A 15,030-nucleotide genomic window follows, 5' to 3' on the forward strand; every position below is an offset into this window, starting at 1 on the left:
TCTCTCGACGACCGTGGCGGCCAGGGCACAGCGGGTTCGGAACGGTCTCACGACCGGGTGGGATCAGCCCCGTCGGCGAGCCTCGCCGAGGCGTTCGAGGAGGGCGACGGCGAGGCGTCCGCGCTCGGCCGGGCATTCGCTGCCGCGGCGCAGGAGCACCCGGCGATTCTTGAGCACGAGATCGTCCGAGACGGGCACGAGGAGGGCGGGGGCGTCCGGATGGAGATCGGCCGCGAGCCCCTGGGGGCCGCCGCTGAGGCGTGTGATGCCGAGGGCGCAGCAGCCGACACGCAGGCGCGCGAGGGTGACGAGATCGGCCACCGCCTCCGGCAGGGGACCGAACCGATCCTCGACCTCGCCGCGCAGGGCCTCGACCTCCTCCGGCGAGCGCAGTCGCAGGAGCCGGGTGTAGAGGCTCAGGCGCAGTTCGGGCTCCGGCACATAGTCGGCGGGCACGCGGCCCGTGAGACCGAGGTGGATGTCCGGCGTCCAATCCTCTGCGGCCTCCCCCTTGGCCGCCCGCAGGGCGAGATGGAGGAGATGCTGATAGAGGCCGAGGCCGATGAGCTTGACGTGGCCGGCCTGGTTCTCGCCCACGAGGTCGCCGGCGCCGCGCAGATCGAGGTCGCGGGCGCTGATGGCGAAGCCCGCGCCCAGGCGGTCGAGGGCTTCGAGGGTGCGCAGGCGCTTCTCGGTCGCCGGCGTCAGGGGCTTCTCGGGACGGTTCAGGAGATAGGCGACGCCCCGGCGCTGGCCGCGCCCGACCCGGCCGCGCAGCTGATGAAGCTGGGCGAGGCCGAAGCGTTCGGCCTCCCACACCAGCATGGTGTTGGCGCGGGGCACATCGAGGCCGCTTTCGATGATGCTCGTGGCGAGCAGCACGTCGCCCTCACCATCGGCGAAACGGACCATCACGTCGTCCATCTCGGCCGCCTTGAGGTCGCCATGGGCGATCATCGTCGTGAGTTCGGGCACAAGGGCGGAAAGCCGCTTGGCCATCGGCGCGATGTCCTCGACGCGGGGACAGACGACGAAGCTCTGGCCGCCGCGCCGGTGCTCGCGCAGGAGCGCGGCGCGCACGGCCCCGTCGTCGAACGGCATGATCACCGTGCGGATCGGCTGACGCACGCTCGGCGGCGTGGCGATGACGCTCAAGGATTGCAGGCCGACGAGGGCCGATTGCAGGGTGCGGGGGATCGGCGTCGCGGTCAGCGTCATCACGTGGCCGTCGCCGGCCGCGCGCCGCAGGCTCTCCTTCAGCTTAGCGCCGAAGCGCTGCTCCTCGTCGATGACCATGAGGCCGAGATCGGCGAAGGTGACGCCCTTGGCTGCCAACCCTTGCGTGCCGACGACGAGGCGGATGGAGCCGTCGGCGAGGCCGGCCTTCACGCGCTTCCCCTCCGCCGTGGAGACGAGGCGCGACAGGTGGGCGACCTCGATGCCGAAGCGGGCGAACCGGCGCTGGAAGGTCTGGACGTGCTGGCGGACGAGAACGGTGGTGGGCGCCACCACGGCGACCTGCTTGCCGGAGAACAGGGCCGCCGCCACGGCCCGCAGGGCCACCTCGGTCTTGCCGAACCCGACGTCGCCGCAGACGAGGCGGTCCATGGGCCGGCCCGAGGCGAGGTCGGTCAGCGCCCCGTCGACGGCGTTCGCCTGATCGGCGGTGAGGTTGAAGCCGAAGCCGGCGGCGAAGCGCTCCATCTCGTGGGTCGACGCCTCGAGGACGGGCGCCTTGATCGCGCGCCGCTCCTCGGCGCTCTTCAACATCCGCTGCGCGGCCTTGGCGAGGGTGGCCTCCGTCTCAAGGCGCCGGCGTGCCCATGAGCCGCCGTCGAGGCGGTCGAGGGTGACGGCGTCGGGCTCCGAGCCGTAACGCCAGATCCGGTCGGCCTGGCTCACCGGCACCATGAGGACGGCGTCGTTGGCAAAACGCAGGCGCAGGGCATCCTCCTCGCCCTCACCCATGGCGATGGCCTCCAGGCCCTCGAACACGCACAGTCCGTTGTCGCGGTCTACGGCCACATCCCCCACGCGCAGGTCGACTTCGCCCATGGGCAGGATCGCGGTCTGGCCGGCACTGGTGGTCGCGGCCCGACTGCCGAAGAGATCGGCCGCCGCGATCACCGCGACGTTGCCGTCGGGGACCCGGAACCCGGCCTCGACGGGGGCGGCCAGGACGAGGACGTCGCCGTCCGGCGCCCGCAGCACCTCGGCCCAGTCCGCGACCCGGCGCGCCTTGCGGGACAGCGCCTTCTCGGCGGCCCGCACGAGGCGCGGCAGAGCCTCGGCCGGCCCCGTGAGGAGCACGCGCTCGCCCGCTGCGACGTGGGCCCGCACCGCCTCGGCGAAGGCCGGCCCCGGACGCGCCTTGCGGACGAAGGCCGGCAGGGCGATGGCCTCGGCATCCTTGCTCGATGCCAGGGTGACGGGGCGCTCGCCCTGGAGGGCGTCCCACGCCTGCGGCTCGAGGTAGAGCGGGTAGGGCAGGGGGGCTGTGCGCCCCGCCCCCTCGCGCCCCTCGGCGATCTGTTCAAAGAAAGCCGTGGCCCGGTCCTGCGCGCCGCTCTCGATCACCAGACGGGCGTCGGGCACGTAGTCGAGGGGCGTGACGAGGCGCGGGTACAGGCGCGGCAGGTCGTGCTCCTGGCCGGTGAACGGACGCAGGGTCACGCCGGTGTCACGCGGCAGGACGATCTCGGTGGCGGAATCGACGACGAGTGTGGCGACGTCGGCCAACGACCGCTGCGAGACGGGATCGTAGGAGCGGATCGCGGTGACGCGGGCCTCGTCGTGCTCGATCCGGCACGGGCGCGTCGCAGCGGCGGGAAAGATCTCGACGGTGCGCCCGCGGACGGCGACCTCACCGGGTTCGTCCACCCGGTCGTCGAGGATGTAGCCGAGGCGCTGGAGTTCGGTGGTGAGGGTCTGCGGGTCGAGGCGGTCGCCAACCCGGATCTCGATATGGGCATCGGCCCAGGTCTCGGGCGGCGGCACCCGCTGGATCAACGCCGGGGCGGTGGTGAGCACGATATCGGGCAGGTTCTTCGCATCGGTCAGCCAGCGCAGCACGCCCGCGCGCGCACCCATGACGCCCCGCGAGGGCGAGGCACGGTCGAAGGGCAGGCAATCCCATTCCGGATAGATCGCCACGCTGCGGTCCGGCGCCAGGGCGCGCAGGATGTCGGCCAGCGCCCCGAGGCGGTGGCGCTCCCGCGCGATGTGGATGAGGGGGCGTGCATCGGCCTCGCGGTCGAGGAGGGCCACCGCTAGGGCGCCCGTGGGCACGAGGGGCGCGATGTCCGCGTCGCGGTGGGCGGGGGCCGTCTTGGTCCTGCGCTTTGCCATCGAGGATGCGTACCGCCCTGCTTGTGTTCGTTGGCAAAGGGAACGCGCCGGGGCGCGTCGGGCTCCCGGCGGAATCGGCTTGTCCCCTGTTTGCCGCAGGTGGAGGCTGCGATCGCGTGACGTTGCCGCAAGCCCTTTGAACTCGGGAACGGTTACGCTCTAAGCTCATGCCCGATCCGGCCCCGAGGCCGGCGCGGAGATGTGAGCACGATGACGGCCAAGAGTGTGGCGACCACCCCGTTCCCCGACCAGAAGCCCGGCACCTCCGGCTTGCGCAAGAAGGTCGCGGTGTTCCGGCAGCCGCGCTACGTCGAGAACTTCGTCCAGGCGATCTTCGATGCGATCCCCGAGCGGGCTGGCGCCACCCTGGTGATCGGCGGCGACGGCCGGTTCTTCAACCGCGAGGTGGTGCAGACCGCCCTCAAGATGGCGGCGGCCAACGGGTTCGCCCGCGTTCTGGTGGGACGGGGCGGCCTGCTCTCGACGCCAGCCGCCTCCTGCGTCATCCGTAAATACGGCGCCATCGGCGGCCTCGTCCTGTCGGCGAGCCACAATCCCGGTGGCCCGGACGGCGATTTCGGGATCAAGTTCAACACGGCCAACGGCGGCCCCGCCCCGGAGGACGTCACCGCCGCGATCTTCGCCCGGACCCTCGCGCTCACCGAGTACCGCATCGTCGAGGCGCCCGATCTCGACCTCGACGCCGTGGGTGAGACCTGCATCGGCGCCATGGCGGTGACGGTCCTCGACCCCGTGGCCGATTACCTCCACCTCATGCGGACGCTCGTCGACTTCGAGGCGATCCGGGCTCTTTTCGCGGGGGGCTTCCGCATGCGCTTCGACGCCATGAGCGCGGTGACGGGGCCCTACGCCCACGCCATTCTGGAAGGCGAACTCGGAGCCGCGCCCGGCACCGTGGTCAACGGCACGCCGCAGCCGGATTTCGGCGGCCACCACCCCGACCCGAACCCGGTCCATTGCCACGATCTCTACGATCTCATGCTTAGCCCCGACGCGCCCGATTTCGGCGCGGCTTCGGACGGCGACGGCGACCGCAACATGATCGTGGCGCCGGGCCTGTTCGTGACCCCGAGCGACAGCCTCGCGATCCTCGCCGCCCATGCCCACCGGGCGCCGGGCTATGCCGCCGGCCTCGCGGGCGTCGCCCGCTCCATGCCGACGAGCCGGGCGGTGGACCGGGTGGCGGCCTCATTGGGCATCCCCGCCTACGAGACGCCGACCGGCTGGAAGTTCTTCGGCTCCCTGCTCGATGCCGGGCTCATCACCCTCTGCGGCGAGGAGAGTGCGGGCACCGGCTCGGACCACGTGCGTGAGAAGGACGGCCTCTGGGCCGTGCTCCTGTGGCTCAACGTTCTGGCCGCCACCGGCACGCCTGCCCGCGACCTCGTCCACGCCCACTGGGCCCGCTTCGGACGCGACTACTATACCCGTCACGACTACGAGGAGATCGATTCCGACGCCGCCAAGGCGCTGATGAGCGGGCTGCGAGCGAAGCTCGCCGATCTGCCGGGGCAGCGGTTCGGCGACCTCACCGTCGCGACCGCCGACGACTTCCGCTACGTCGATCCCGTCGACGGGTCTGTCACCGCCGAGCAGGGGGTCCGGATCGGCTTCGCCGAGGATGCGCGCGTGGTCTACCGCCTATCGGGCACCGGCACGGCGGGCGCCACCCTGCGGGTCTATGTCGAGCGCTTCGAGCCCGCCACCGGTCGTCTCGACCGGCCGGTGGCCGAGGTGCTGGCCTCCGCCGTCGCCGCGGCGTGCGCCATCGCCGACATCGCTGCCCTCACCGGCCGGGACGCCCCGAGTGTCGTGACCTGATCCGGCCCCGGGCATGGTCCGCCGGCTATGCCCGGAGGCCCTATCCGGATCCGTTCGGTGAAACGGTGCAACGTGAGTCCCTTCCTCGCCTGGCGCGGGTCCCCTCTCCTGGAAGGAGAGGGACAGTGTGAGGTGTGTGACCTTTCCGGAAATGGACCACACCTCACCCCAACCCTCTCCTTCCAGGAGAGGGAGCCGGTCGCGGCCGCTCAATCCGAAGTGATCAACTGGTATGACGGATCAGGAAGCGGCCCGGAGGCGCGCCGGCATCGCGCTCATGTGCGGGACCCTGGTGTTCTTCGCCTGCCTGGATGCGTCGGCCAAGAGCTTGGCGCGTCTGGGCGTCGATCCCCTCCTCACCACCTTCATGCGCTACGCCGTCAGCGTCGTGGCGATCTCGCTGGCCATCAATCCCGTCACCTCGCCGGGGGTGATGCGCACCAACCGGCTCTGGCTACAGATCCTGCGCTCGCTGCTTCTGTTCGGCTCCACCGCCCTGAACTTCCTCGCCCTGCGCTACCTGCAGCTGGCCGAGACCCTCTCGATCCAGTTCGCCGCGCCCCTGGCCGTGGCGCTCCTTGCCGGGCCGGTGCTGGGAGAATGGACGACGCCCCGGCGGCTCGCGGCCATCGGCGTCGGCTTCCTCGGCGTGCTCGTCATCGTCCGGCCGGGCGTCGGGCCGGTGCAACCGGCGGTGCTGCTCAGCCTCGGCAACATGCTGTGCTACGCCCTCTACATCCTCGCCACGCGACGGCTCGCGAGCATCGATTCCACGGCCACCACCATGGTGTATTCGGGGCTCGCGGGCCTCGCCCTGATGACGCCGCTGCTGCCGTGGATCTGGACCGCGCCGCCCGGCTGGCTCGCCTGGGCGCTCCTCGTCGGGGTCGGCCTGTTCGGCACCTTCGGGCACTGGCTCCTGGTGCTCGCCCATGCCCGCGCGCCCGCCAACGTGCTGGCGCCGTTCATCTACACCCAGCTCCTGTGGTCGGTGCTCCTCGGCTACCTCGTGTTCGGCGACGTGCCGAACCGATGGACGCTTTTGGGGGCATCCATCGTCGTGGGCTCGGGGCTCTACCTCCTCGCGCAGGACCGCCGGACGCGGCGGCCGCCTCAGCGGTGATGGCGGTGATGCCGGCGCGACTTCATCCGCGTGCGGTAGGCGCGCCGGCCCGGATCGATGCCGAGCGCCCCATTGACGGTGCCGACGGCGCCGCCGACCGCACCCCCGACGATGCCGCCCACGGGACCGGCGACCCGGTCGCCCTCGGCGGCGCCCCGGCGGATGCCGCCGGGAAGTCCCTGCGCGTCGGCGGCGCCGGACAGGGCAAAGGTCGAGAGGATGAGGCTGGCGGCCAGCAGAGCATTTCTCATGGCGGTTCTCTCCTGTGTCTTGGTTTGTCCTCCGGCACGGGCAGAGGCGCCGGGGCTACGAGGACAACGGCCGAGCTTGGAAAAAGTCCCCGGGGGATTTGCGCCTGCAGGCCGAGTCCGGATGCTTCTGCGGCGAGGCGGCTCGCGACGAAAACCGGTTTCCACTTTCCCGGCGGATGCTTTAGAAGCCCGCGCATGTGCGCTGATGCCGATCCGCGCGGTCCGGACGTCTCGCGTTCCCCCGGCCGCCTGCGAATTATGAGCCCGGCCTCCGTCTGAGGGCCGCTGCGACGCGCGCCCGGCGGAGGTCGGGAGGGCACTCGATTGCCCCTTCCGCCGCCGGTCCCTCGCGGACCGCCTCCCGCTTCAGCGCCCGACTCCATCGCGGCGCCCGGACTTTAGAGAGCCATGACCGACCCCACACAGCCCGCCGGCGCGGCCGCCCGCGACTATTCCAAGACCCTGTTCCTGCCCCAAACCGAGTTTCCCATGCGGGCGGGTCTGCCCGTGCGCGAGCCCCTGCTCCTGGAGCGCTGGGCGGCCACCGACCTGTACGGGCAGATCCGCGCGAAGGCCGCCGGCCGGCCGAAATTCGTGCTGCACGACGGCCCGCCCTACGCCAACGGCAACATCCACATCGGCACGGCGCTGAACAAGATCCTCAAGGACTGCATCGTCCGGGCGCAAGGGGCGCTCGGCTTCGACGCCAACTACGTGCCGGGCTGGGACTGTCACGGCCTGCCCATCGAGTGGAAGATCGAGGAAGCCTACCGCGCCAAGGGCCGTAACAAGGACAGCGTGCCGGTCCTCGAATTCCGCCAGGAATGCCGCGCCTTCGCCGGGCAGTGGCTCGACACCCAGCGGGCCGAGTTCAAGCGGCTGGGCGTCACCGGCGACTGGGACCATCCCTACGCCACCATGACGTTCCCGGCCGAAGCGACCATCGCCCGCGAGCTGATGAAGTTTGCCACGACGGGCCAGCTCTATCGCGGCTCGAAGCCGGTGATGTGGTCCGTCGTGGAGAAGACGGCGCTCGCCGAGGCCGAGGTCGAGTACGAGGACGTCGTCAGCGACACCATCTTCGCGGCGTTCCGGCCAACCGTTGGCGCCGCCGGAGATCTGGCAGACGCGCGGGTGGTGATCTGGACCACGACGCCCTGGACGATGCCGGGCAACCGCGCCGTGGCCTATTCGAAGCGCGTCGCCTACGGGCTCTATCGGGTGACGGCTGCCGCCGAGGACAACTGGGCCAAGGTCGGGGACGCGTACCTCCTCGCCGACACCCTGGCGGCCTCCGTCTTCGCGAGCGCCCGCGTCGAAGGCTTCGAGCGCCTGCGCGACGTGACCCCGGCCGAACTCGCCGGCCTGACCCTAGCGCATCCGCTCGCCGGCCATGTTCCCGGCTACGACTTCCCCGTCCCGCTCCTCGACGGCGACCACGTCACCGATGAGGCCGGTACCGGCTTCGTGCACACGGCGCCGGGCCATGGCCGCGAGGATTTCGAGGTCTGGATGGCCAACGGCCGGGCGCTTGCCGAGCGCGGCATCGACACCCGCATCCCCTACACCGTGGATGCCGATGGTGCCCTGACGGAAGACGCGCCCGGTTTCACGGGAAAACTCGTTCTTAACCACAAGGGCGAAAAGGGCGACGCCAACAAGGCCGTCATCGCCGCCCTCACGGAGGCTGGCACCCTCGTGGCGCGCGGCACCCTCAAGCACAGCTATCCTCATTCCTGGCGCTCGAGGAAGCCCGTCATCTTCCGCAATACGCCGCAATGGTTCATCGCGATGGACAAGCCGGTGGAATCGCTGGGCAGCCGCACCCTGCGCGAGACGGCGCTCCAGGCCATCGACGACACCCAGTGGGTGCCGCCCCAGGGCAAGAACCGCATCAACGGCATGGTCGGCAACCGGCCCGACTGGGTGGTCTCGCGCCAGCGCGCCTGGGGCGTGCCGATCACGGTGTTCGTGAAGAGGGGCACCCACGAGGTTCTTCGCGACGACCGTGTGAACGCCCGCATCGCGGACGCCTTCGAGGCGGAAGGCGCGGATGCCTGGTTCACCGATCCGGACGGCGCCCGCTTCCTGGCGCCCGACTACGATCCGGCCGACTACGAGAAGGTCACGGACGTCCTCGACGTCTGGTTCGATTCCGGCTCGACCCACGCCTTCGTCCTCGACGACGCGAAGCAGTTCCCCGGCCTCTCGGGCGTAGTGCGCAAGCGCGACGGCGGCACCGACACGGTGATGTATCTCGAAGGGTCCGACCAGCATCGCGGCTGGTTTCAGTCGTCGCTGCTGGAATCCTCCGGTACGCGGGGACGTGCGCCCTACGACATCGTCCTCACCCACGGGTTCGTCCTCGACCCCAAGGGCCTGAAGATGTCCAAATCCAAGGGCAACGTCGTCGCACCGCAGAACATCATCAAGGATTCGGGCGCCGACATCCTGCGCCTGTGGGTGGCGGCCTCTGACTACACCGACGATCTCCGCATCGGCCCGGAGATCATCAAGACCTTCGCCGAGACCTACCGCAAGCTGCGCAACAGCTTGCGCTGGATGCTCGGCTCCCTTGCGCATTTCGAGACGGGTGCGGAGATCCCGCATGCCGAGCTGCCCGAGCTGGAGCGCCTGATCCGGCACCGCCTCGCGGAGCTCGATGGCGAGATCCGCGAGGCCTACGCGAGCTTCGATCTCAAGCGCGTCGTGGCCCTGCTCAACGGTTTCATGACCGGCGACCTCTCGGCGTTCTACTTCGACGTGCGCAAGGATGCCCTCTACTGCGATCCGATCTCGTCGAAGGTCCGCCGGGCCGCCCTGCAGGTCATCGACGAGACCTTCCGCCGGGTCACGATCTGGCTCAGCCCCGTCCTCGCCTTCACGGCGGAGGAGGCCTGGCTCGACCGGTATCCGTCGGAGACCGGCTCCGTGCATCTCCAGACCCTGCCGGAGACCCCCGCCGCCTGGCGCGACGAGGCGCTCGCCGTGCGTTGGCAGAAGGTCCGGCGCGTGCGCCGCGTCGTCACCGGCGCCCTGGAGATCGAGCGGGCGGGCAAACGCATCGGCGCGAGCCTCGAGGCGGCGCCGACGGTGTTCGTCGCCGATGCGGACCTGCGCGGCGCCCTCGACGGGATCGATTTCGCCGAGGTGTGCATCACGTCGGCCATCCGCATCGAGGCCGGCGAGGGGCCGGCGGACGCCTTCCGCCTCGACGACGTGCGCGGCGTCGCCGTGGTGCCGGCCCTCGCCGAGGGGCGCAAATGCGCCCGGTCGTGGCGAGTCACCCCGGAGGTCGGCACGGATGCGGCCTATCCGGACGTGACGCCCCGCGACGCCCAGGCCCTGCGCGAGTGGGATGCCGCCCACGGCGCAGCGGCGTGAGTCTAGCGGAAGCACGACACCGTGACGCTCTTCCCCCGCGGGGGAAGGGGTCTGCGCGTCCCCCATGCGCCCTCCGGACGAACTGATGACCCCGTTCCGCCTCGGCCTTGCCGGTCTCCTCGCCACCCTGGTCCTCGATCAGGCCTCCAAGCTCTGGCTCTATCGCGGAACTGACCTTGTCCTGACCCAACCCTGGCGGATCGCCCCCTTCGCCGATCTCCTCGTGGTTTGGAACAGGGGCGTGTCGTATGGTCTGTTTCAGCAGGATGGCGGCTTCGGCCGCTGGCTCCTCGTAGGCATCTCGGCACTCGCTGCCATCGGCCTCGTGGTGTGGATGCGCCGCACGGACTCGCGCCTCCTCGCCGTCTCCCTCGGCCTGGTGGCGGGCGGCGCCATCGGCAACGCCATCGACCGGGCGGTCTACGGGGCGGTGTTCGACTTCGTGCACCTCTACTGGGGCACGTGGTCATGGTACGTGTTCAACATCGCCGATGCCGCCATCGTCGCGGGCGTCGTGGGCCTCGTGATCGACAGCCTGCGGCCGGACCCGCGCAAGGCGGCCGTGCCGCCGGTCTGAGCGTCGCGCACGAAACTCCCTTCGGGCCGTCGTGCTGGGAGCGAGAACCGGCGGGGACCGTCAGTTTTGTGCGGCCCTCTGCGCCGCTTCGGTCGCCCGTCGCGGCGCACGGAGCCTGTGATCCGTAAACCACAGCGTGAATCGTTGTCGGCGCCGGTCTGGCGCCCTGCGGTCAAGGCGCCATACGATCGCCCGAAACCGGGATCAGGCGTTTGGAGCCGGATCAGGATCGCCTTCGTGAACGCGACCAACCGGGCCCGGGCTGCCGGGCGTGGACGACCGGACAGCATCGGGGGCGGCATGATCACACGGCCTGGATTCCTCTCTTCCGTCACCGGCCTTCTGGCGGGAGCCATTGTCCTCGCCGGCTCCGCGCAGGCACAGCAGGGCGTGTTCATGCGCGATGCCCTGAGCAACATCGGCCTCATCGAGCCCGAGAAGCCGGCCATCACCTACCGCGAGCGGGCGCCCCTCGTGATGCCGCCGAAGCTCGACGGCAAGGCGCTGCCGGCGCCGCGTCAGGCCACCGCCTCGCCGCAATGGCCAAAGGACCCGGAGATCGCTCAGCGCGAGCGCGAGCGAATCGAGGCCCGCAAGCCCATCGTGCGGGGCGCGCAGGGGCGCACGGACGACAACAATATGACCCTCTCCATCGACGAGATGCGGGCCGGGCGCCGCGCCGACGCGCAGGTCCGCACGGAGCCGGGGCGGCCCGAGGGCGAGACCGCCGACCGCAATTCGTTCTGGTCCAACCCCTTCGGCCTGCGGTCCGAGGAGGCGTCCGAGCCGTCCCTGGTGGAACCCGACCGCGACGTGCTGACCGACCCGCCGACCGGATACCGCAAGCCGCCCCGCAAGGTCGCCAAATCGAGCGGTGAGCCGATCAACAACCCCTCGCGCGAGCGCGAGGAAGCCGATCCGGGCGCCTATATCCGCTCGCGCGGCAACTGACACACTCCGCCGGCCCTGCGGCCGGTCCGTGGCGCTGGTCCGGTCTATGCGACGCGGGGCCGGGCCTCCATGTGATGCTCAACGAGACGGACGGTCCCGTGCGGACCGGACGCTGAAGGAAAGCTCTTCGATGCACCTGTTCCGGAAGGACGTTCCGCTCCTCGGCTCCAGCCGCCGCCACGCCAGCGCGAGCCGGGTCGAGGCCGCGCCGCTCGGGCGCTCCGAGGCGGGCGGCCCCGATGTCGGTGCCTTCACCCTCGACAACGGCCTCGACGTGGTCGTGGTCCCCGATCACCGTGCCCCCGTCGTCACCCATATGGTCTGGTACCGTAACGGTTCGGCCGATGATCCGCGGGGGCAGTCCGGCATTGCCCACTTCCTCGAACACCTGATGTTCAAGGGCACCGAGCGGCATCCCGTCGGCGCCTTCTCGAAGGCCGTGTCGGGTCTCGGCGGCCAGGAGAACGCGTTCACGAGCTACGACTACACCGCCTATTTCCAGCGCGTGGCCCGCGACCATCTCAAGACCATGATGGAGTTCGAGGCCGACCGCATGACCGGCCTCGTCCTCGACGATGCCGTGGTGGCGCCCGAGCGCGACGTGGTGCTGGAGGAGCGCCGGATGCGGGTCGAGACCGACCCGTCGGCCCAGCTCTCCGAGGCCATGGCGGCCTCTCTCTTCGTCCATCATCCCTACGGCACGCCGATCATCGGCTGGATGCACGAGATCGAGGACCTGAACCGCACCCACGCGCTCAACTACTACAAGCGCTTCTATACCCCCGAGAACGCCATCTTGGTGGTGGCCGGAGACGTGACCGCCGAGGACGTGCGCCGCATGGCCGATGACACCTACGGCCGCGTGACGCCGCAGGGCGCCCGGCCCGTGCGGGTGCGGGCCCGCGAGCCGGAGCCGAAGGCCCTGCGCCGCTTGGCCGTGGCCGACCCGAAGGTGGAGCAGCCGACTCTGCAGCGGCTCTACCTCACGCCGTCCTGCATCACCGCCCAGGACGGCGAGTGCCATGCCCTCGAACTCCTCGCGGAGGTGATGGGCGGGGGCTCGACGTCCTACCTCTACCGCAAGCTCGTCATGGAACTCGGCGTCGCCGTGAATGCGGGCGCCTGGTACATGGGCTCGGCCATCGACGACACCCGCTTCTCCGTCTACGCGATCCCCGCCGAGGGCGTGAGCCTGGAGAAGCTTGAGGAGGAGGTCGACCGCGTCCTGCGCCGCGCGCCCTCCGAGGCCCTGACGGCCGAGGCCATCGAGCGGGCCAAGACCCGCCTCGTGGCCGAGACGGTCTATTCTTCCGACAGCCAGTCGTCGCTCGCGCGCATCTACGGCTCGGCCCTCGCCATCGGCGAGAGCATCGACGAGGTGCTCCGCTGGCCCTCCGACATCGAGGGGGTGACCCAGGCGCGCCTCGCGGCGGTGGCCGAGCGCTACCTCGTGCCGCAACGTTCCGTCACGGGCTACCTGACCAAGACCCGCGACGCCGACGCCTGAAGGCCCGGCCACCCGGATTTCGAGGCTGCGGCGCGAAACACGCGCCGCGCCCGGCACAGACAACGAGGTTTCCATGACCATGGCTCCCCAACTGGTCGATACCGCGACCCACGCGTCCAACTCGCCGACACAGGCCGTTCCCGTCGCCACGGCGGCCGGCATCGAAGCCTGGCACGTCGAATCGCAGGTGGTGCCCCTCATCGCCCTGGCCTTCACCTTCGAGGGCGGCGCCGCCCAGGACCCCGAGGGCAAGGCCGGCGTCGCCCAGATGCTGGCCCGCCTCCTCGACGAGGGGGCCGGAGATCTCGTCTCGGACGCCTTCCAGGAACGCTTGGCGGCCCGGGCCATCGAGCTCTCGTTCCATGCCGGGGCGGATGCGCTCGGCGGCTCCCTCAAGATGCTGGTCAAGCACGCCGACGAAGCCATCGACCTCCTGGCCCTGGCGCTCGCCAAGCCCCGCCTCGACCCCGACGCCATCGAGCGGGTGCGGGCCCAGACCCTCGCGGGCCTGCGCTACCAGCAGAACGATCCGGGCGTGATGGCCTCGCGCCGCTTCTTCGCCGAGGCCTTCGCCGGCCATCCCTATGCCCGGCCCTCGTCGGGCACGCCCGAGAGCATCGCGGCCATCACCCGCGACGACCTCGTGGAGCTCCATCGCAAGATCGTCGGACGTGGTGCCGTGAAGGTCGCGGCGGTCGGCGCCATCGATGCCGCGCGCCTCGCCGATGCCCTGGAGCGCGCCTTCGGCCGCCTCGATCTCGCCGCCCCCCTCACGGTGGTGCCGCAGACGCGGGTGGGCAATCTCGGCCAGCGTCACGTCGTCGATATCGACGTGCCGCAATCGGTCCTGCGCTTCGGCATGGGCGGCGTGCCGTGGCGCGACCCCGATTTCATCCCGGCCTACGTGCTGAACCACATCCTGGGCGGCGGCTCCTTCACCTCGCGCCTGTTCCAGGAGGTGCGGGAGAAGCGCGGCCTCGCCTATTCGGTGGGCACGTCCCTCGTCAGTCACCGCGCCTCCGCCATGACCTGGGGCTACACCGCCACGAAGAACGAGCGCGTCGGCGAGGCCCTCGCGGTGATCGGCGACGAGATCGGACGGCTGATCTCCGAGGGTCCCTCCGACGAGGAACTGCAGAAGGCCAAGGACTACCTCACCGGTTCCTACGCGCTGGGCTTCGACACCTCGACGAAGATCGCCCATCAGCTCGCCCAGATCGCCTTCGAGGGCCTGGGCATGGACTATATCGCCCGGCGCAACGACCTCGTCGCCAACGTCACCCAGGCCGACATCCGCCGCGCGGGCGCCCGCACCTTCGCGGACGGCAAGATGCTCGTGGTGGCGGCCGGCCGGCCCACCGACTTCTGAGAGACATCCGGGGATGCTCCGGGGCATGGCGGTTGCTACACTGCGCCGCCTGCCATGGATCCTGGGATCGCTCCGGAATGACCTCTGCCCTGTCGACGCTCCTCGCCCGCGCGGCGATCATGCCCCTGGCCCTCGTGATCGCGACGCCCGCCCTGGCCCATCCCGGCCATGATGCTGGGGGCGCGACTCAAGGTTTCCTGCATCCCCTCGGCGGGCTCGACCACGTGCTCGCCATGGTGGCGGTTGGCCTCATCGCGGCGCGCATCGGCGGACGGGCGCTGCTGCTCGTACCGGCGGCTTTCCTCGCCATGATGGCCGTCGGCGGTGCCGCCGGTGCCCTCGGGTGGGATCTCCCCTATGTCGAGACCGGCATCGCCCTGTCGGTCCTCGTCCTCGGGCTGGTCCTCGCCCTCGGGGCGGTGCCGCCCGTGGCCGGCGCCATGGCCCTCGTCGGCGCGTTCGCGGTGTTCCATGGCTTCGCCCACGGCGCCGAGATGCCCGGCGCCGCATCGGGTGTCGCCTACGGTCTTGGCTTCCTTGCCGCCACGGCGTTCCTGCACGCCGCCGGCCTCGGCCTTGGCCTCGCCGCCCGCCGCCTCGATACCCCTCCTGCCCTGCGCGTCGCCGGGGCGGCCCTGGCCGCCGCCGGCCTCGGTCTCCTCGCCGGCGCCTTCTGAC

The 15,030-nt window shown here is 70.7% G+C and carries 10 protein-coding genes; 8 read left to right on the forward strand and 2 right to left on the reverse strand.

What is annotated here, in order from left to right:
• Positions 1–63 precede the first annotated feature (63 nt).
• Positions 64–3,348 carry a DEAD/DEAH box helicase gene (locus MFF01_RS02010; RefSeq protein WP_238221437.1) on the reverse strand — a complete coding sequence of 1,095 codons (3,285 nt, stop codon included), beginning with the start codon at positions 3,346–3,348 and terminating at the stop codon, positions 64–66.
• Between the two features lie 210 nt (positions 3,349–3,558).
• Between MFF01_RS02010 and MFF01_RS02015 the strand changes: the two genes are divergently transcribed.
• Both MFF01_RS02015 and MFF01_RS02020 read left to right on the forward strand, forming a co-directional pair.
• Positions 3,559–5,190, forward strand: a complete 1,632-nt coding sequence (locus MFF01_RS02015) for an alpha-D-glucose phosphate-specific phosphoglucomutase (protein WP_238221438.1) — start codon at positions 3,559–3,561, stop codon at positions 5,188–5,190.
• 232 nt (positions 5,191–5,422) lie between these two features.
• Positions 5,423–6,313, forward strand: a complete 891-nt coding sequence (locus tag MFF01_RS02020) for a DMT family transporter (RefSeq protein WP_238221439.1) — start codon at positions 5,423–5,425, stop codon at positions 6,311–6,313.
• Here MFF01_RS02020 and MFF01_RS02025 read toward each other — a convergent pair.
• Complete coding sequence (locus MFF01_RS02025) at positions 6,304–6,564, reverse strand: hypothetical protein (RefSeq protein WP_238221440.1); 261 nt, start codon at positions 6,562–6,564, stop codon at positions 6,304–6,306. The two genes, MFF01_RS02020 and MFF01_RS02025, sit on opposite strands and share 10 nt — an antisense overlap.
• Before the next feature lie 408 nt (positions 6,565–6,972).
• On the opposite strand from MFF01_RS02025, the gene ileS reads away from it, so the two are divergent.
• The 6 genes from ileS (at position 6,973) to MFF01_RS02055 (ending at position 15,029) form a co-directional block, all read left to right on the forward strand.
• Positions 6,973–9,948 (forward strand): isoleucine--tRNA ligase, encoded by a 2,976-nt coding sequence (gene ileS, locus MFF01_RS02030; RefSeq protein WP_238221441.1) that lies wholly within the window; start codon positions 6,973–6,975, stop codon positions 9,946–9,948.
• Between the two features lie 85 nt (positions 9,949–10,033).
• Positions 10,034–10,525 carry a signal peptidase II gene (gene lspA, locus MFF01_RS02035; protein ID WP_238221442.1) on the forward strand — a complete coding sequence of 164 codons (492 nt, stop codon included), beginning with the start codon at positions 10,034–10,036 and terminating at the stop codon, positions 10,523–10,525.
• A 300-nt stretch (positions 10,526–10,825) separates the two neighbouring features.
• Complete coding sequence (locus MFF01_RS02040; protein WP_238221632.1) at positions 10,826–11,476, forward strand: hypothetical protein; 651 nt, start codon at positions 10,826–10,828, stop codon at positions 11,474–11,476.
• 130 nt (positions 11,477–11,606) lie between these two features.
• Positions 11,607–12,983: a M16 family metallopeptidase gene (locus tag MFF01_RS02045; protein ID WP_238221443.1), complete on the forward strand. Its 1,377-nt coding sequence runs from the start codon at positions 11,607–11,609 to the stop codon at positions 12,981–12,983.
• A 73-nt stretch (positions 12,984–13,056) separates the two neighbouring features.
• Positions 13,057–14,352 carry a M16 family metallopeptidase gene (locus MFF01_RS02050; RefSeq protein WP_238221444.1) on the forward strand — a complete coding sequence of 432 codons (1,296 nt, stop codon included), beginning with the start codon at positions 13,057–13,059 and terminating at the stop codon, positions 14,350–14,352.
• A 77-nt stretch (positions 14,353–14,429) separates the two neighbouring features.
• Positions 14,430–15,029: a HupE/UreJ family protein gene (locus MFF01_RS02055; protein ID WP_238221445.1), complete on the forward strand. Its 600-nt coding sequence runs from the start codon at positions 14,430–14,432 to the stop codon at positions 15,027–15,029.
• Position 15,030: the final 1 nt, after the last annotated feature.

This window comes from Methylobacterium adhaesivum (genome assembly GCF_022179065.1).
GTDB lineage: Bacteria > Pseudomonadota > Alphaproteobacteria > Rhizobiales > Beijerinckiaceae > Methylobacterium > Methylobacterium adhaesivum.